17 protein-coding genes are annotated in these 18,252 nt (G+C 71.9%); 2 read left to right on the forward strand and 15 right to left on the reverse strand.

What is annotated here, in order from left to right:
* Positions 1-277 precede the first annotated feature (277 nt).
* The 12 genes from ACFVS6_RS37440 to hrcA form a co-directional block, all read right to left on the reverse strand.
* Entirely contained in the window at positions 278-634 is a 357-nt protein-coding gene (locus ACFVS6_RS37440) for a cytidine deaminase (RefSeq protein ID WP_389711016.1), read from the reverse strand.
* A gap of 60 nt (positions 635-694) precedes the next feature.
* A complete protein-coding gene (locus tag ACFVS6_RS37445; RefSeq protein WP_389711017.1) occupies positions 695-1,048 on the reverse strand; it encodes an MmcQ/YjbR family DNA-binding protein in 354 nt (117 codons plus the stop codon).
* The gene (locus ACFVS6_RS37450; RefSeq protein ID WP_389711018.1) at positions 1,045-2,349 is read right to left on the reverse strand and encodes a hemolysin family protein; all 1,305 of its coding nucleotides are present in this window, start codon (positions 2,347-2,349) and stop codon (positions 1,045-1,047) included. Before ACFVS6_RS37450 ends, ACFVS6_RS37445 begins: the two co-directional genes overlap by 4 nt.
* On the reverse strand, positions 2,346-2,843 hold the full coding sequence (gene ybeY, locus ACFVS6_RS37455) for an rRNA maturation RNase YbeY (RefSeq protein WP_356210774.1): 498 nt from the start codon (positions 2,841-2,843) through the stop codon (positions 2,346-2,348). The genes ACFVS6_RS37450 and ybeY overlap by 4 nt, the downstream gene beginning before the upstream one ends.
* A 13-nt stretch (positions 2,844-2,856) precedes the next feature.
* Positions 2,857-3,894 carry a PhoH family protein gene (locus ACFVS6_RS37460; RefSeq protein ID WP_389711019.1) on the reverse strand — a complete coding sequence of 346 codons (1,038 nt, stop codon included), beginning with the start codon at positions 3,892-3,894 and terminating at the stop codon, positions 2,857-2,859.
* A gap of 139 nt (positions 3,895-4,033) precedes the next feature.
* A complete protein-coding gene (locus tag ACFVS6_RS37465) occupies positions 4,034-5,125 on the reverse strand; it encodes a carbohydrate kinase family protein (RefSeq protein WP_389711049.1) in 1,092 nt (363 codons plus the stop codon).
* Positions 5,126-5,413: 288 nt separating this feature from the next.
* Positions 5,414-6,319, reverse strand: a complete 906-nt coding sequence (locus ACFVS6_RS37470; RefSeq protein WP_389711020.1) for a ribonuclease Z — start codon at positions 6,317-6,319, stop codon at positions 5,414-5,416.
* 3 nt (positions 6,320-6,322) lie between these two features.
* A complete protein-coding gene (locus ACFVS6_RS37475) occupies positions 6,323-6,682 on the reverse strand; it encodes a histidine triad nucleotide-binding protein (RefSeq protein ID WP_389711021.1) in 360 nt (119 codons plus the stop codon).
* A 136-nt stretch (positions 6,683-6,818) separates the two neighbouring features.
* Positions 6,819-7,562 carry a 16S rRNA (uracil(1498)-N(3))-methyltransferase gene (locus tag ACFVS6_RS37480; RefSeq protein WP_389711022.1) on the reverse strand — a complete coding sequence of 248 codons (744 nt, stop codon included), beginning with the start codon at positions 7,560-7,562 and terminating at the stop codon, positions 6,819-6,821.
* On the reverse strand, positions 7,559-8,650 hold the full coding sequence (locus ACFVS6_RS37485; protein WP_389711023.1) for a nitronate monooxygenase: 1,092 nt from the start codon (positions 8,648-8,650) through the stop codon (positions 7,559-7,561). Before ACFVS6_RS37485 ends, ACFVS6_RS37480 begins: the two co-directional genes overlap by 4 nt.
* Positions 8,651-8,806: 156 nt before the next feature.
* Positions 8,807-9,943: a molecular chaperone DnaJ gene (dnaJ, locus tag ACFVS6_RS37490; protein WP_389711024.1), complete on the reverse strand. Its 1,137-nt coding sequence runs from the start codon at positions 9,941-9,943 to the stop codon at positions 8,807-8,809.
* A complete protein-coding gene (hrcA, locus tag ACFVS6_RS37495) occupies positions 9,944-10,960 on the reverse strand; it encodes a heat-inducible transcriptional repressor HrcA (RefSeq protein ID WP_281206803.1) in 1,017 nt (338 codons plus the stop codon). It abuts the gene before it with no gap.
* Positions 10,961-11,163: 203 nt separating this feature from the next.
* Between hrcA and ACFVS6_RS37500 the strand changes: the two genes are divergently transcribed.
* Together ACFVS6_RS37500 and ACFVS6_RS37505 are read left to right on the forward strand one after the other, a co-directional pair.
* On the forward strand, positions 11,164-11,895 hold the full coding sequence (locus ACFVS6_RS37500) for an MBL fold metallo-hydrolase (RefSeq protein ID WP_389711025.1): 732 nt from the start codon (positions 11,164-11,166) through the stop codon (positions 11,893-11,895).
* 28 nt (positions 11,896-11,923) lie between these two features.
* A complete protein-coding gene (locus ACFVS6_RS37505; RefSeq protein WP_389711026.1) occupies positions 11,924-12,724 on the forward strand; it encodes a DUF3097 domain-containing protein in 801 nt (266 codons plus the stop codon).
* Positions 12,725-12,745: 21 nt separating this feature from the next.
* Here ACFVS6_RS37505 and hemW read toward each other — a convergent pair whose 3' ends face one another.
* The 3 genes from hemW to lepA form a co-directional block, all read right to left on the reverse strand.
* Entirely contained in the window at positions 12,746-13,978 is a 1,233-nt protein-coding gene (gene hemW / locus ACFVS6_RS37510) for a radical SAM family heme chaperone HemW (RefSeq protein ID WP_389711027.1), read from the reverse strand.
* A 101-nt stretch (positions 13,979-14,079) separates the two neighbouring features.
* Positions 14,080-15,972, reverse strand: coding sequence for an AMP-dependent synthetase/ligase (locus ACFVS6_RS37515; protein ID WP_389711028.1), 1,893 nt, complete (start codon positions 15,970-15,972; stop codon positions 14,080-14,082).
* A gap of 307 nt (positions 15,973-16,279) precedes the next feature.
* The gene (lepA, locus tag ACFVS6_RS37520) at positions 16,280-18,145 is read right to left on the reverse strand and encodes a translation elongation factor 4 (RefSeq protein WP_385584977.1); all 1,866 of its coding nucleotides are present in this window, start codon (positions 18,143-18,145) and stop codon (positions 16,280-16,282) included.
* Positions 18,146-18,252 lie beyond the last annotated feature (107 nt).

Below are 18,252 nucleotides of genomic sequence, written 5' to 3' on the forward strand. Positions count from 1 at the left end.
CTGCACCGGGACGCGGCCGCACGATCCGATCCCCTCCCACGAACCGGCCCCGCCAATCCGGCCTCGCCGCCCCATCCAGCCCCGCCCCACACTCCAGCCCCGCCGGCGATTGAGGCGCGGGGGCCCGGGGCGGAGCCCCAGGGGCCTGCACCGTGACCCCGGCGCGCACAATCCGCCCCATCCAGCCCCGCCGGCGATTGAGGCGCGGGGTCCGGGGCGGAGCCCCGGGGGCCCGTACCGGGACTCGGGCGCGCGCTCCGGTCGGAGCTCCGCAGGGTTACGGGCGGGCCGGGGTGGTGGACTTCAGGGTGCCGTCCGGGCCCGCCAGGAGGACCGGGGTGTCCGGCCCGCCCAGGTCCGCGACGGCCGCTCGGTCGGCGTCCGCCGGAGCCCCCGCCTCCGTCACGACGGCCGCCGCCTCCAGGGAGCGCGCGCCGCTCGCCACGGCCATCGCGACCGCCGTCTGGAGGGCGCTCAGCTTCAGGGAGTCCAGCGCCACCGTCCCGGCGACGTACGTCCGGCCGGTCTCGTCGCGCACGGCCGCACCCTCCGGTACCCCGTTGCGGGCGCGGGCGCTGCGGGCCAGCGTGATGATCTTGGTGTCCTCGGGGTCGATGCCCGTGCTCTCCGTCATGGTCGAAAGCATAGGGAGAGCGCGGGCGGGGCCGTACGACCGGCCCCGCCCCCGGTCGACTCAGGGCCGGTCGAGCCGCAGCCGCTCCGCCTTCGGGAGGCCCGCGACGACCAGGTCGTACGAGTCCTCGACGAGCTCGCGCACCAGCGCGTCCGGCAGTCCGCCCACGGTCACCGTGTTCCAGTGCCGCTTGTTCATGTGCCAGCCGGGCGCGATCGCCTCGTGCTCCTCGCGTTGGCGCACCGCCAACTCGGGCTCGCACTTGAGGTTGACCTTCAGCGGCTCCGCGTCCAGGGCGCTGAGCGCGAACATCTTGCCCAGCACCTTGAACACCGAGGTCTCCGGGGTGAACGGGAACTCCTCGACCGCCGCGTTGAAGCCGAGGCAGAACGCGCGCAGTTCGGCGGGGGTCATTCGCCCTCCTCCCCGTCGGCGGCGGCCGGCGGCACCGGCTCGACCAGCACCGTCACGATCTTGTTCCGGCGGCCCGCCGGGGATTCGGCGGTCAGTCGCAGCGGACGCCCGTCCGGCAGGTCGACCGTCGCCGAGGCGCCCGCGATCGGCACCCGGCCGAGGGCCTTGGCCAGCAGCCCGCCGACCGTCTCCACGTCCTCGTCGTCGAAGGCCAGCGCACCGAACAGCTCGCCGAGGTCGGTGATGTCCAGGCGTGCCGTGACCCGGTAGCGGTCGCCGCCCAGGTCCTCGACGGGCGGCAGTTCGCGGTCGTACTCGTCGGTGATCTCGCCGACGATCTCCTCCAGGATGTCCTCGATGGTGACGATCCCGGCCGTGCCGCCGTACTCGTCGATGACGACGGCCACGTGGTTGCGCACGGACTGCATCTCGCGCAGCAGGTCTCCGGCGTTCTTCGTGTCGGGCACGAACACCGCCTGCCGCATCGCCGTGGAGACCAGGTCGGCCTCCGCCTCCCGACTGATGTGGGTCTTGCGGACGAGGTCCTTCAGGTAGACGATCCCGACGATGTCGTCCTCGTTCTCGCCGGTGACGGGGATCCGCGAGAAGCCGGACCGCAGGGCGAGCGTGGTGGCCTGACGGACCGTCTTGTAGCGCTCTATGCAGACCAGGTCGGTACGGGGCACCATCACCTCGCGCACGAGGGTGTCGCCCAGCTCGAAGACCTGGTGCACCATGCGGCGCTCGTCGTCCTCGATCAGCGATTCCTTCTCCGCGAGGTCCACCATCGCGCGCAGCTCAGCCTCGGAGGCGAAGGGCCCCTTGCGGAAGCCCTTGCCGGGTGTGAGCGCGTTGCCGATGAGGATGAGCAGTTGCGGGATCGGCCCCATGATGCGGGCGAGCGGTACGAGGACGTACGCGGCCGCCGTCGCGGTGTTCAGCGGGTGCTGGCGGCCGATGGTGCGCGGGGACACGCCGACGGCGACGTAGGACACGAGGACCATCACGCCGATGGCGACGAACAGCGCCGTCCAGTTCTCGCCGAACTCGTCGAGGCAGACGTACGTGACGAGCACGCCCGCCGCCATCTCGCAGGTGACGCGGACCAGGAGCGCCACGTTGACGTAGCGGGTGGGGTCACCGGTGACCTGGGCGAGCTTCGCGCTGCCGCGCCGGTTCTCCCGTACGGCCTGCTCGGCGCGGAAGCTGGAGACGCGGGCGATCCCGGACTCGGCGCACGCCGCGAACCAGGCCACCACCACCAGCAGGACCGCCCCCGTGATCAGCTGGGGGGCGTTCACGAGACGGTCGGGGCCGGGGACGGACCGGTCATGCCGCGCTCACCGCGCCAGCCGTCGACGATGGCCGCCTGGAGGCCGAACATCTCCGCCTTCTCGTCCGGCTCCTCGTGGTCGTACCCGAGGAGGTGCAGCACCCCGTGGACGGTGAGGAGCTGGAGTTCCTCGTCCATGGAGTGCTGCGTCGGCGCGTCCTCGCCCTGCTTCTTCGCCACCTCGGGACACAGCACGATGTCACCGAGGAGCCCCTGCGGGGGCTCCTCGTCGTCCTTGGACGGCGGACGCAGTTCGTCCATCGGGAAGGACATGACGTCGGTCGGGCCGGGCAGGTCCATCCACTGGATGTGGAGCTGCTCCATGGCGTCCTCGTCGATGACGATGACGGAGAGCTCGGAGAGCGGGTGGATCCGCATCCGGGTGAGCGCGTAGCGGGCGATGTCGAGGATCGCCTGCTCGTCGACCTCGGTTCCGGACTCGTTGTTGACGTCGATCGACATGGTGCGCTGAGCTCTACTTCCGCTGGTGGCCGTTCGTGGCCTGCTGGCTGTCGTCGTACTTCTCGTACGCGTCGACGATACGGCCGACCAGCTTGTGGCGGACGACATCCTCGGACGTGAGCCGCGAGAAGTGGATGTCGGGCACGCCTTCGAGGATGTCCTGGACCTGTCGCAGACCGCTGCGGGCGCCACCGGGCAGGTCGACCTGCGTCACGTCACCGGTGATCACGATCTTCGAATCGAAGCCGAGCCGGGTCAGGAACATCTTCATCTGCTCGGTGGTGGTGTTCTGCGCCTCGTCGAGGACGACGAAGGCCTCGTTGAGGGTGCGCCCCCTCATGTAGGCCAGGGGTGCCACCTCGATCGTTCCGGCGGCCATCAGGCGGGGGATGGAGTCCGGGTCGATCATGTCGTGCAGGGCGTCGTAGAGCGGCCGCAGGTACGGGTCGATCTTGTCGAACAGGGTGCCCGGGAGGAAGCCGAGGCGTTCGCCGGCCTCGACGGCGGGGCGGGTCAGGATGATCCGGCTTACCTGCTTGGACTGCAGGGCCTGGACCGCCTTCGCCATGGCGAGGTAGGTCTTTCCGGTACCGGCGGGGCCGATGCCGAAGACGATCGTGTTCTTGTCGATCGCGTCGACGTACCGCTTCTGGTTGAGCGTCTTGGGGCGGATGGTGCGGCCGCGGCTGGAGAGGATGTTCTGCGTGAGCACCTCGGCGGGCGTCTCCGCCTCGCCGCCTCCCGATCCGTTCGCCTGGAGCATGGCGATAGAGCGTTCCACTGCGTCCTCCGTCATCGGCTGCCCGGTGCGGAGCACCAGCATCATCTCGTCGAACAGGCGCTGGATGAGGGCGACTTCCGCCGCCTCACCGATCGCGCTGACCTGATTTCCCCGAACGTGGATGTCGGCCTTCGGGAAAGCCCTCTCGATCACGCGCAGCAGGGCGTCGCCGGAACCGAGCACCGTCACCATCGGGTGCGTGGCCGGAACCGTGAAGTGGGCGCGCGCCTGACCGGGCGCGGGGGTGTGGCCTGTCGGTGTCTGAGTCATGGGCCGGCACTGTGGCCTGCGCATACCTCCCGCTGAGGGGTCGCGCCGATCGCCGACCTCCGGAGTACCAAGGGTACGTCCGGGACGGCGCTTACCCGAGGGGTTTTCCGGCTGGGCCGCGCCGGGAACGGGCGTGCGGTCACACGGGGTGCTTGAAGCCGATCGTCGGGACGGCGCGGCGGCGGGGGGAGGGCGTCGCGCCGGGGGGTACCAGGGCGTCGAGGAAGCCGTAGCGGTCCCGCAGCGGGTCCGGGGCCGCGCGCCACCAGTGGGCCACCTCCGGCCAGCCCGGGGCGGACAGGGAGCCGCCGAATTCCTGGACGGAGAGGGCCGCCGTCAGCCCGGCGAAGGCCAGCCGGTCGGCCAGCGGCCAGCCGGCCAGGCTGCCGGTGACGAACCCGGCGACGTACACGTCCCCGGCGCCGGTGGGGTCCAGGGCGTCGACGGTGATCGCGGGCACCTCGGCGGTCTCCCCGGTCCGGGAGTCGACCGCGTACGAGCCCTCGGAGCCCATCGTCACCACCGCCACCGGCACCTTCTCGGCGAGCGCCCGGGCGGCCGCGCGCGGACACTCGGTCCGCGTGTAGCGCATCGCCTCGCCCGCGTTGGGGAGGAAGGCCTCGCAGTGCTCCAGGTCGGCGAGTGCGCCCAGGTCCCAGCGCCCGGTCTCGTCCCAGCCCACGTCCGCGAAGATCCGCGATCCGCGGCGGGCGGCCTCGGCGATCCAGCCCTCGCCGGGCCCGGCGGCCAGCGAGGCCACGGCGGCCCGGGCCTTCGGGGGGCAGCTGGGAACGGCGCCGGGGCCGGCCGGGGGCGGGGCCTCGTGGCCGTGGGAGACCATCGTGCGCTCGCCCTCGTAGGCCATCGAGACGGTGACGGGGCTGTGCCAGCCGGGGATGGTCCGCGACATGGTCAGGTCGATGCCCTCGCCCTGTTCGAGCGCGTCCCAGCAGTACTCGCCGTAGTGGTCGTCACCGAAGGCGGCGGCGAGGGAGGTCCGCAGGCCGAGCCGGGCCAGGGCGGTGGCCATGTTGGCGACGCCGCCGGGGCTGGAGCCCATGCCGCGCGCCCAGGACTCCGTGCCGCGCACCGGGGCGGAGTCGAGGCCGGTGAAGATGATGTCGAGGAAGACCGTGCCGGTGAGGAAGACGTCGCAGCCCGGTTCGTGGGGATCGCGGAGCGGTCCCAGGGGGTCCAGCCTGTCCAGCTTTTCCTCTTCCTGCGGGCTGATGAGGCTGTCCCGACTGGTCACGGTGTACTCCCCGGTGCGCGAAGGTCTGCGAAAGCTGTGTGGAGGTCTGCGTAGGTCGACGAAGCTCCGCGAGGGGCTTCGACGGTCTGCGAAGTGTCGTTTCTTCCGTTGGGCTCGGAGGTGGAGGACCGCGGCGGCCCCGGCAGGCCGTCGGCGCTGCCCCGTCCCGCAGAACCGAAACCCAGTGTGACGCACCTCACCACCCGATGGCCGTCCTTCCCGCGGCGCGAGCCCGGAGGGGCGCCGGGGCGGATCCGGCCCGGCCGGTCAGGAACGCTTCGGCACCGCGACCGTGACCAGGTCCGCCGCGATCGTCAGCTCGCCCTCGAACCCCGCGGCCCGCGCCTCCCGCTCGAAGGCGGAGGGGTCGGTGTACCGCTGCGAGAAGTGCGTCAGGACCAGGTGCCGGACGCCCGCGTCCCGCGCCACCCGGGCGGCCTGACCGGCGGTGAGGTGTCCGTGGTCGGTGGCGAGCCGCTCGTCGGCCGCCAGGAACGTCGACTCGATCACCAGCATGTCGCAGCCTTCCGCCAGTTCGTCCACCCCGGAGCACAGCCGGGTGTCCATGACGAAGGCGAACCGCTGACCGGCCCGGTGTTCGCTGACGTCGTCGAGACCGACCCCGTCCAGCCGCCCCTCCCGCTGGATGCGCCCGACGTCCGGCCCCTTGATCCCGTGGCGCGCGAGCAGCTCGGGCACCATCCGGCGTCCGTCCGGCTCCGTGATCCGGTAGCCGAAGGACTCCACCGGGTGCGAGAGCAACCGCGCCTCCAGGACGTACGAGGGCCCGTGCGCGAGCACCCCGTCCCGGGACACCGGCTCCTCGGCGAGCGCCACCGTCTCCCGGTAGGCGGTCGCGTACCGGAGCCGGTCGAAGAACTTCTGCCCGGAGGCCGGGTAGTGCGCGGTGACCGGGTGCGGGACCTGGTCCAGGTTGATGCGCTGGATCACCCCGGCCAGGCCGAGGCTGTGGTCGCCGTGGAAGTGCGTGACGCAGATCCGGTTGATGTCGTGCGCGGCGACCCCGGCCCGCAGCATCTGCCGCTGCGTGCCCTCGCCCGGGTCGAAGAGGATGCCCTCGCCGTCCCAGCGCAACAGGTAGCCGTTGTGGTTGCGGTGGCGGGTGGGAACCTGGCTGGCGGTGCCGAGCACCACGAATTCGCGTACGGACACGACTTATCCCGGGGGCCATTCGAGGCCGCGGCCGCCGAGGACGTGCGCGTGCGCGTGGAAGACGGTCTGGCCGGCGCCGGCGCCCGTGTTGAGGACGATCCGGTAGCCGAGCTCCTCGATCTTCTCGTCGGCGGCGACCCGTCCGGCCTCGGCCAGTACGTCGGCCGCGATGCCCGGCTCGGCGGCCGCGAGGGAGGCCGCGTCGGGGTAGTGCGCCTTGGGGATGACCAGGACGTGGGTCGGCGCCTGCGGGTTGATGTCCCGGAAGGCGATGGTCGTCCCGGTCTCCCGGACGACGGTCGCCGGCACGGCGCCCGCGACGATCTTGCAGAACAGGCAGTCCGCCTGCGGTTCCCCGGCCATTGCTGCGCCTCCCGTGACGTTGATCGGTCCGGGCATCGTAGCCGCCCCGACGACGGGAACGGCCCGGTCCGCCGGAGATCCGCCGGAGCCCGCCCCGGCCCGCGCGGAGCGGGGCCCGGGGAGGTGCGGGGGGGGCTCAGGACCAGCGGCCGGTGCGCGCCAGGAGGACCGCGGCCGCGGCCGTGCCGGCGGTGGAGGTGCGCAGGACGCTGCGGCCCAGTCGGTAGGGCCGGGCTCCGGCCTGCGCGAAGGCGGCCAGTTCCTCGGGCGAGACCCCGCCCTCGGGGCCGACGACGAGGACGACGGAGCCCGATTCGGGCAGCGGGGCCGTCGCGAGGGCGTCGGAGGCGGCGTCGCGGTCCTCGTGGAGCACCATGGCCAGGTCGGCCTCGGCGAGCAACGCGGCGACCTGCTTCGTGGACAGCGCCTCGGCCACCTCGGGGAAGCGGACGCGGCGGGACTGCTTGCCGGATTCCCGGGCGGTGGCCCGCCACTTGGCCAGGGACTTGGCGCCGCGGTCGCCGCGCCACTGGGTGATGCAGCGCGAGGCCTGCCAGGGGACGATCGCGTCCACGCCGGTCTCGGTCATCGTCTCGACGGCGACCTCTCCACGGTCCCCCTTGGGCAGGGCCTGGACCACCGTGATGCGGACGGCCGGTTCGGCCTCCTCGGACACCTCCGCGACGGAGACGACGAGCCGGTCCTTGCCCTCGGCCGACTTCACGACGGCCTCGGCCCAGCGGCCCCGGCCGTCGGTGAGGACGACCTCCTCGCCCGGGTTCAGCCGCTTCACGGACACGGCGTGCCGGCCTTCGGGGCCGTCCAGTACGAACTCGGACCCCGCGGGGACCTCCTCGACCACGAACACGGGGGCCGTCATGACGCTCTCCTCATCTGCAACACCTTCAACGAGCTCTGCGCCTGGGCCAGTTCGGCCGCCAGCACCTCCACCAGGTCCCCTGCCGGCATCACCCGTGCCAGCCGGTGCCCCTGCCCGGCCCACAGGGACATGCCCTGGGGGTCACCCGCGGCGGCGGCGGCCTTGCGCAGCCCCGAGGTCATGTGGTGGACCTGCGGGTAGGCGGCCGGGGCGTACGGTCCGTGCTCGCGCATGAACCGGTTGACGAGGCCCCGGGCCGGGCGGCCCGAGAAGGCCCGGGTGAGTTCCGTGTGGGCGAACAGGGGGTCCGTCAGGGCCTTCTTGTGCAGCGGGTGCGCGCCGGACTCCGGACAGGCGAGGAAGGCCGTGCCGAGCTGCGCCGCCTCCGCGCCGGCCGCGAGGAGCGCGGCGATCTGCGCGCCGCGCATGAGGCCGCCCGAGGCGATGAGGGGGAGGGTGACCGCCTCCCGTACCTGGGCGACCAGGGCGAGCAGGCCGACGGCGGCGGTGCCGTCGGTCTGCGGGTCGTCGCGGTAGGTGCCCTGGTGGCCGCCGGCCTCGACGCCCTGGACGCAGAGGGCGTCGGCGCCGGCTTCCTGCGCGGCGCGGGCCTCGTCGACGGAGGTGACGGTGACGATGCCGTAGGTGCCCGCCTTGCGCAGCCGGGTGAACACGGCGGGCGCGGGACAGCCGAAGGTGAAGGAGACGACCGCGACGGGGTCGTCGAGGAGGATCGCGAGTTTGGCCTCGTAGCCGTCGTCGCAGGTCCCGATGATGTCCTCCTCGGCGAGGGAGACCTCGTACCAGCTGGCCTCCCCGGCGAGCTGCCCGCGGTACGCCTCGACGGCGGCCGGGTCGACGTAGCCGTTCTGCGGCATGAACAGGTTCACGCCGAAGGGGCGGCGGGTGAGCCCGCGCGTCTGCTTGATCTCCTGGTACATGCCGTCGGCCGTCTTGTAGCCGCCCGCGAGGAAGCCCAGCCCGCCGGCCTCGCACACGGCGGCCGCCAGGGGCGGGCAGGAGGCGCCGCCCGCCATGGGAGCCTGCACGATCGGGTACGGGGAGAGACCGTTCGGTGCGGAGGACATGGACTGCATCGTGCCACGTCCCGACCACCGGGCCGAATCACGGCATTCGCCTGGCATAGTCCGCTTCCCGGGGGCCCCGAACGGATCCCCGGGAACGCGCGGGAGCCCGGTCCGGGATGACCCCGGGCCGGGCTCCTGCGTGCTGTCGCGGGCCGCTCAGCGGCCGTTGAACGCGTCCTTCAGGCGACTGAACAGGCCCTGCTGGCCGGGCGCGAACTGCCCCGTGGGCCGCTCCTCGCCGCGCAGCTTCGCGAGCTGGCGCAGCAGTTCCTCCTGCTGGGCGTCGAGCTTGCTCGGGGTGGTCACCTCGACGTGGACGATGAGGTCCCCCCGGCCGCCGCCGCGCAGGTGCGTGACGCCGCGCCCGTGCAGCGGGATCGACTGGCCGGACTGGGTGCCGGGCCGGATGTCGATCTCCTCCATGCCGTCCAGGGTCTCCAGCGGGCACTTGGTGCCGAGGGAGGCCGCTGTCATCGGGATCGTGACCGTGCAGTGCAGGTCGTCACCGCGCCGTTGGAAGGTGGCGTGGGGAAGCTCGTGGATCTCCACGTAGAGGTCGCCGGCGGGGCCGCCGCCGGGGCCGACCTCACCCTCGCCCGCGAGCTGGATCCGGGTGCCGTTCTCGACGCCGGCGGGGATCTTCACCGTCAGGTTGCGACGGGAACGGACCCGGCCGTCGCCCGCGCACTCGGCGCACGGGGTGGGGACCACGGTGCCGAAGCCCTGGCACTGGGGGCAGGGGCGCGAGGTCATGACCTGGCCCAGGAAGGACCGGGTGACCTGCGAGACCTCGCCGCGGCCGCGGCACATGTCGCACGTCTGCGCGGAGGTGCCGGGTGCGGCGCCCTCACCGGAGCAGGTGGTGCAGACGATGGCCGTGTCGACCTGGATGGGCTTGGTCGTCCCGAAGGCCGCCTCGTCCAGTTCCAGGTCCAGGCGGATCATGGCGTCCTGGCCCCGGCGGGTCCGCGAGCGCGGTCCGCGCTGCTGGGACTGGCCGAAGAAGGCGTCCATGATGTCGGAGAAGTTGCCGAAGCCACCGGCTCCGAAGCCGCCCGCCCCGCCACCGCCACCGGAGGAGAGGGGGTCACCACCCAGGTCGTGGACCTGCTTCTTCTGCGGGTCCGAGAGGACCTCGTAGGCGGCGTTGATCTCCTTGAAGCGCTCTTGCGTCTTGGGATCGGGATTGACATCCGGGTGCAGCTCGCGGGCGAGCCGCCGGAATGCCTTCTTGATCTCGTCCTGCGATGCGTCGCGGCGCACGCCGAGTACGGCGTAGTAGTCCGTGGCCACTTACGACTCCGCCAGGATCTGTCCGACGTAACGTGCCACTGCGCGTACCGCTCCCATCGTTCCGGGGTAGTCCATGCGGGTCGGTCCGACCACGCCGAGTTTGGCGACTGCCTCGCCGCCCGAACCGTAGCCGACGGAGACGACCGACGTGGAGTTGAGCCCCTCGTAGGCGTTCTCGTGACCGATCCGTACCGCCATCCCCGACTCCCCTGCCTCGCCCAGCAGCTTGAGCAGCACGACGTGCTCCTCCAGCGCTTCGAGCACCGGCCTGATCGTCAAGGGAAAATCATGTCCGAAGCGAGTGAGGTTGGCGGTGCCGCCGATCATCAGCCGCTCCTCCGCCTCCTCCTCCAGCGTTTCGAGGAGGGTGTCGAGGACGGCCTTGACCGTCACCCGGTCCTCGGTCTCGAACGACTCCGGAAGGTCCTGCACGAGCTGCGGCACGTCGGTGAACCGACGGCCGACGACCCGGCTGTTCAGCCGCGCCCGCAGGTCGGCCAGGGAGTTCTCCCCGAAGGGCGTCTGGCAGTCCACGAGCCGCTGCTCGACCCGCCCGGTGTCCGTGATCAGTACGAGCATCAGCCGGGCCGGGGCCAGGGAGAGCAGCTCGACGTGCCGGACGGTGGAACGGGTCAGGGACGGGTACTGGACGACGGCGACCTGGCGGGTGAGCTGCGCGAGGAGGCGCACCGTGCGGCCCACCACGTCGTCGAGGTCGACGGCACCGTCGAGGAAGTTCTGGATGGCCCTGCGCTCGGGCGTCGACAGCGGTTTGACCCCCGCCAGTTTGTCGACGAAGAGGCGGTAGCCCTTGTCCGTGGGGATCCGGCCGGCGCTGGTGTGGGGTTGGGCGATGTAGCCCTCCTCCTCCAGCACGGCCATGTCGTTGCGCACGGTCGCCGGGGATACGCCGAGGCGGTGCCGCTCGGTGAGCGCCTTGGAACCGACCGGTTCCTCCGTCCCGACGTAGTCCTGGACGATGGCGCGCAGTACCTCGAGCCTGCGTTCACTGAGCATCGCGCACACCTCCGGATGCGGTCGTATCGGTCGGTCCCGGTCGGTCGTCGATCGGTCCCGGGTCCGGCTTCGGTCGGTATTCGGTCCGGCCTGGTCGGCCGTGGCCGGCACTCTGCGCGTGCGAGTGCCAGAGATGCCCCGGTCAGTGTACGGCCGGGTGGTACGCGGCGGGCAAGGGCGGCCCGTCAGGGTAGCGTCGCGCCATGGACGTACGTTGGGAAGAGGCGGGCTGGGAACGGCTCACCGGACGGGCCGGCCGGCGCCGCCTTCCGGTGTGGGACTGCACGGTGGGACTGGTGGTGGGGGACGAGTCGGTCCTCCTGATCGACCCGGGTTCCTCCGTACGGGAGGGCGCCGAGGTGCGCGCCGAGGCGGAGCGCCTGACGGGCCGCCGCGTGACCCATATCGCATTCACGCACGGACATTTCGACCACGTGATGGGCGCGCCCGCGTTCCCCGGGGCCGAGGTCTTCGGAGCGGTCGGCCTGGAGCGGCTGCTGGCCCCGGCGAGGGGCCGCGAGGAGCTGCGGGCGAGCGCGGTCCGCAACGGACTGGCCGAGGACGAGGCCGCCGAGGCCGCCGAGCTCCTGCGGGCGCCGGGGCACCTGGTGTCGGGCGAGTGGACGCTGGAGCTGGGCGGGGTGCAGGTGCTGCTGGCCAACCTGGGTCCCGCGCACTCGCAGCACGACCTGACCGTCTTCGTGCCGGGCGAGCGGGAGGTGGTGTTCTGCGGGGACATCGTCGAGGAGTCCGGCGAACCCCAGGCCGGCCGGGACGCGGTCCCGGGACAGTGGCCCGCCGCCCTGGACCGGCTGCTGTCCCTCGGCGGGGACGACGCCGTGTACGTGCCGGGTCACGGAGCGCTGGTCACGGCCGACTTCGTACGTGAGCAACGCGCCACACTGGCGGCCCGGTTCGGCGTGTCGGAGGCGTGAGCGGTCCGGCTCTCCTACGCTCGGCCGGATGCGCGAGTACTCCCCCGACCTGACCCCGCAGTGGAAGCGTCCCCGGGCGGTGCCCCAGGTACCGGCGGACCCCGGCCTGGTGGTCGAGGTGGCGGGCGGTGACTTCTGCGGCGCGGTCGTCGAGTGCGAGGCCGGCACGGTGACCCTGGAGGACCGCTTCGGCAAGCGCCGGGCCTTCCCCCTGGAGCCGGCCGGCTTCCTGCTGGAGGGCGCCACGGTGACCCTGGTCCGGGCCTCGCGGGCGCCGGCCGCGCCCGCCCGCACCGCGTCGGGCTCGGTGGCCGTCCCCGGGGCCCGGGCCCGGGTGGCCCGCGCCGGACGGATCTACGTCGAGGGCCGGCACGACGCGGAGCTCGTGGAGCGGGTCTGGGGCGACGACCTGCGCATCGAGGGCGTGGTCGTGGAGTACCTGGAGGGCGTCGACGACCTGCCCGCCGTGGTGGCGGAGTTCGACCCGGCTCCGGACGCCCGCCTGGGCGTCCTGGTGGACCACCTGGTTCCGGGCTCGAAGGAGTCCCGGATCGCGGCGGCGGTGACCGGCGCGGACGTCCTGGTCGTGGGCCACCCGTACGTGGACGTCTGGCAGGCGGTGAAGCCGTCGGCGCTGGGCATCCCGGCCTGGCCCGTGGTGCCGCGCGGCCAGGACTGGAAGACGGGCGTCTGCCGCGCCCTGGGCTGGCCGGAGAACACCGGCGCCGCCTGGCAGCACATCCTGTCGCGGGTGACTTCGTACCGGGACCTGGAGCCCGCCCTGCTGGGTCGCGTCGAGGAACTGATCGACTTCGTCACGGCGCCCTGAGCGTCCCGGGAGGGGCGCGGGCTAGTCGACCAGGTCGCGGACCACCGCGTCGGCCAGCAGCCGGCCGCGCAGGGTCAGCACCGCGCGGCCGGCCGCGTACGGGCCCGCCTCCAGCAGGCCGTCGGCCAGGGCCCGGCCGGCCGCCGCCAGCCCGGCCGGGGCGAGCAGTGACAGCGGGACGCCGTCCACGAGGCGCAGCTCCAGCAGGATCCGCTCCACCCGGCGGTCCTCCGCCGACAGGAGTTCGCGCCCGGCGCCCGGGGAGCGGCCCTCCGCGAGGGCGGCCGCGTAGGCGCCGGGGTGCTTGACGTTCCACCAGCGGACCCCGCCGACGTGCGAGTGGGCACCCGGCCCGGCGCCCCACCAGTCGGCGCCCCGCCAGTACAGCTCGTTGTGCAGGCAGCGGCCCGCGTCCGAGGTGGCCCAGTTCGACACCTCGTACCAGGAGTAGCCCGCGTCGGCCATCACCGAGTCCGCGATCAGGTACCGGTCGGCGTGCACGTCGTCGTCGGTCATCGGGACCTCGCCGCGGCGGATGCGGCGGGCCAGCTGGGTGCCCTCCTCGACGATCAGGGCGTAGGCGCTGATGTGGTCGGGGCCGGCGCCCAGCGCGGCTTCCAGGGAGGCCCGCCAGTCGTCGTCGGACTCCCCCGGCGTGCCGTAGATCAGGTCCAGGTTGACGTGCTCGAAGCCGGCTTCGCGGGCTTCGGCCACGCACGCCTCGGGCCGCCCCGGCGTGTGGGTGCGGTCGAGGACCTTCAGGACGTGCTGCTTGGCGCTCTGCATGCCGAAGGAGATCCGGTTGAAGCCGCCGGCCCGCAGTTCGGCGAGGTAGGCGGGGTTCACCGATTCGGGATTGGCCTCGGTGGTGATCTCCGCGTCCTCGGCCAGGCCGAACTCGTCGCGGATCGCCGCGAGCATCCGTACGAGGTCCCCGGCGGGCAGCAGCGTGGGCGTGCCGCCGCCCACGAAGACGGTGCGCACGGCGCGCGGGTCGTCGCCGAGCACCTTGCGCGCGAGGCGGACCTCGTCGATCAGGGTGTCGGCGTAGTTCTCCCGGGAGGCGAGCACGCCTCCGGTGCCCCGCAGCTCGGTGGCCGTGTAGGTGTTGAAGTCGCAGTACCCGCAGCGGGTGGCGCAGTACGGGACGTGCAGGTAGAACCCGAGCGGCCGGTCCCCGGCACCCGCGAGGGCGTGCGACGGCAGCGAGCCGTCTTCGGGCATGGGTTCACCGTCGGGCAGTGCGGAAGGCATGCCCCCATTGTCCCGCACCCGTGGCCCCGGGCGCCCCGCCCGCGGCGGCGCGCCCGGGACCCGCCCGGGGCGTGCCCGCGGGCGGGTCCGGCCGGGCGGTGTCAGGCCTCGCGCGAGCCCTCGTACATCTCCTCGATGAGGTACTTGAACTCCCGCTCGACCACCGGGCGCTTCAGCTTGAGGCTGGGCGTGAGGTCGCCGTGCTCGACGTCCAGGTCACGGGGCAGCAGCCGGAACTTCTTGACCGTCTGCCACCGCTGGAGGCCTTCGTTCAGGGTCTGGACGTACGTCTCGACGAGGCGGCTGGTCTCCGGCGCGGCCAGGACCTGTCCGTACGTCTTGCCCTCCAGGCCGTTGTCGGCGGCCCAGGCCAGGATCGAGGGCTCGTCGAGGGCGATCAGCGCGGTGCAGAAGTTCCGGTCGGCGCCGTGCACGACGATGCTGGAGACGTAGGGGCAGATGCCCTTGAACTGGCCCTCGATCTCCGCGGGGGCGACGTACTTGCCGCCCGAGGTCTTGATCAGGTCCTTCTTGCGGTCGGTGATGCGCAGGTAGCCGTCGGGCGAGAGCTCGCCGATGTCACCGGTGTGCAGCCAGCCGTCGGACTCCAGGACCTCGGCGGTCTTGTCCGGCTGCTGGTGGTAGCCCTGCATGATGCCGGGGCCGCGCAGCATGACCTCGCCGTCGTCGGCGATGCGGACCTCGGTGCCGGGGAGCGGCTTGCCGACGGTACCGGTGCGGTAGGCCTCGCCGGGGTTGACGAAGGAGGCCGCGCTGGACTCCGTGAGGCCGTAGCCCTCCAGGATGTGGATGCCGGCGCCGGAGAAGAAGTAGCCGATCTCGGGGGCGAGGGCGGAGGCCCCGGAGACGGCGGCGCGGAGCTTGCCGCCGAAGGCCTCGCGGAGCTTGGAGTAGACGAGCGCGTCGGCGATCTTGTGCTGGGTGTTGAGGCCGAAGGGGGCGCTGGCCCGGCCGGTGCGGCGGAAGTTGTCCTGGGTGACCTTGGCGTACTCGCGGGAGACGCCCGCCGCCCACTGGAAGATCTTGTACTTGGCGCCGCCGCCCGCCCGGGCCTTGGCCGCGACACCGTTGTAGACCTTCTCGAAGATGCGCGGGACGGCCGCCATGTAGGTCGGCTGGACGATCGGCAGGTTCTCGATGATCTTGTCGATGCGTCCGTCGACGGCGGTGACGTGCCCGACCTCGATCTGGCCGGAGGTGAGCACCTTGCCGAAGACGTGGGCCAGCGGCAGCCACAGGTACTGGACGTCGTCCGCGGTGATCAGGCCGGTGGCGACGGTGGCCTTGGCCATGTACGACCAGTTGTCGTGCGGCAGTCGGACGCCCTTGGGACGGCCGGTGGTGCCGGAGGTGTAGATCAGGGTGGCGAGCTGGTCGGCGGTGATGTCCGCGATCCGCTGCTTGACCGCCTCGGGGTGCTTGGCGAGGTACTCCGCGCCGCGCGCCTCCAGGTCGGCGAGCGAGAGCACCCAACCCTCGGGGTCGCCGTCGGCGGCGACCGCGTCGGCGGCCTCCAGCACGACGACGTGGGCGAGGTGCGGCAGGTCGGCGCGGCGCTCGCGCGCCTTCGCCAACTGCGTGCCGTCCTCGGCGATCAGCACGTGGCTCTCGGAGTCCGCGAGGATGTACGCCGACTCCTCCGCGTTGGTGCTGGGGTAGATCGTGGTGACGGCGCCGCCCGCGCACATCACTCCGAGGTCGGCGAGGATCCACTCGACCCGGGTGTTGGAGGCGAGGGCGACCCGCTGCTCCGGCTGGATGCCCAGGGCGATCAGCCCGGCGGCGATGCCGAAGACGCGTTCCGCGGCCTGTCCCCAGCTGAGCGACTTCCAGTCGTCGGGTCCGCCCTCGGGGCCGGCGGCCGGCACGGGGAAGCGGTAGGCCTCCCTGTTCGGCGTTGCGGCGACGCGGTCAAGGAAGAGGGCCGCCACGGAGGGCGGACGGTTCTCGATCATGGTCTGTGTGTCGCTCACGACATCCTCCGGACCGGGTCCACGCGGCAGGGCGTGGGCGTGGGGCGCTTGGGACTGGCGGGGTGCAGCCGCCACCCGTGCGGATGGCGGTTCGACTGGCGCAATAGAACTGGCGAGTAACCATGGAGCAGTGATCAGACTAGAGGCCGCGTGGCCGGCACGTAAGAGCCCGCGAGCGGCCGCTTCATAACGAAACGGGCCCCCATGCGTGTGCATGTGGGCCCGTTTCGTACGACTTGGGCGATGCCGCTTCTTGACCCGCCCTTGGTGTTCCCTTGGCCGCCACGCGTGGCCGCGGCCGGTACCGCTACTTCTTCTTGCCGCCGGACTCGTCGCTGGAGAGGACGGCGATGAAGGCCTCCTGCGGGACCTCCACGGAGCCGACCATCTTCATCCGCTTCTTGCCTTCCTTCTGCTTCTCCAGCAGCTTCCGCTTACGGGAGATGTCACCGCCGTAGCACTTGGCGAGGACGTCCTTGCGGATGGCGCGGATCGTCTCGCGGGCGATGACGCGGGAGCCGACCGCGGCCTGGATCGGCACCTCGAAGGCCTGCCGCGGGATGAGCTCGCGCAGCTTGGCGACCAGGCGCACGCCGTAGGCGTAGGCGGCGTCCTTGTGCGTGACGGCGGAGAAGGCGTCGACCTTGTCGCCGTGCAGCAGGATGTCGACCTTGACCAGGCTGCCGGACTGCTCGCCGGTGGGCTCGTAGTCGAGGGAGGCGTAGCCGCGCGTCTTGGACTTCAGCTGGTCGAAGAAGTCGAAGACGATCTCCGCGAGGGGGAGGGTGTAGCGGATCTCGACCCGGTCCTCGGAGAGGTAGTCCATGCCGAGCAGCGTGCCTCGGCGGGTCTGGCAGAGCTCCATGATCGCGCCGATGAACTCGGTGGGCGCGAGCACGGTGGCCCGTACGACCGGCTCGAACACGTCCGAGATCTTGCCCTCGGGGAACTCGCTCGGGTTGGTGACGCTGACTTCCTTGCCGTCCTCCAGGACCACGCGGTAGACCACGTTCGGCGCGGTGGCGATCAGGTCGAGCCCGAACTCGCGCTCCAGGCGCTCGCGCACCACGTCCAGGTGCAGCAGGCCGAGGAAGCCGACGCGGAAGCCGAAGCCGAGGGCCGCGGAGGTCTCCGGCTCGTAGACGAGCGCGGCGTCGTTGAGCTGGAGCTTGTCCAGGGCCTCGCGCAGGTCCGGGTAGTCCGAGCCGTCGAGCGGGTACAGGCCCGAGAAGACCATCGGACGCGGGTCCTTGTAGCCGCCGAGGGCCTCGGTCGCGCCGTTGTGCAGGCTGGTGATGGTGTCACCGACCTTGGACTGACGGACGTCCTTCACGCCGGTGATGATGTAGCCCACCTCGCCGACGCCGATGCCGTCGGCCGGGGTCATCTCCGGGGAGGAGACGCCGATCTCCAGCAGCTCGTGCGTGGCGCCGGTGGACATCATCCGGATGCGCTCGCGCTTGTTGAGCTGGCCGTCGACGACACGGACGTACGTCACGACACCGCGGTACGAGTCGTAGACCGAGTCGAAGATCATGGCGCGGGCCGGGGCGTCCTTGGGTCCGACCGGGGCCGGCACCGTGGCGACGATCTTGTCCAGCAGCGCGTCGACGCCGAGACCGGTCTTCGCCGAGACGCGCAGCACGTCCTCCGGCTGGCAACCGACCAGGTTCGCGAGCTCCTCCGCGAACTTCTCCGGCTGGGCGGCCGGCAGGTCGATCTTGTTCAGGACCGGGACGATCGCCAGGTCCTTCTCCATCGCCAGGTACAGGTTGGCGAGGGTCTGCGCCTCGATGCCCTGGGCGGCGTCCACGAGCAGGACCGTGCCCTCGCAGGCCGCCAGCGAGCGCGAGACCTCGTAGGTGAAGTCGACGTGACCGGGCGTGTCGATCATGTTCAGGATGTGCGTGGTGCCCTTGCCCTCGCCCTCCGTGGGCGACCAGGGCAGACGGACCGCCTGCGACTTGATCGTGATGCCGCGCTCACGCTCGATGTCCATGCGGTCGAGGTACTGGGCGCGCATCTGCCGCTGGTCGACGACACCGGTGAGCTGGAGCATCCGGTCGGCGAGCGTCGACTTGCCGTGGTCGATGTGCGCGATGATGCAGAAGTTGCGGATCAGCGCCGGGTCGGTACGGCTCGGCTCGGGCACGTGGCTGGGGATCGCGGGCACGCAGTGTCCTGATTCTCGGTCGCAGTCGGAAGCGTTGTCTGAAGCGAAGTCTGCTCTCGTCGCCTCGTCGGCGCGATGTGGGATCTGTACGCAGACTCCCATGGTCC

This window comes from Streptomyces sp. NPDC057939 (genome assembly GCF_042887545.1).
GTDB lineage: Bacteria > Actinomycetota > Actinomycetes > Streptomycetales > Streptomycetaceae > Streptomyces.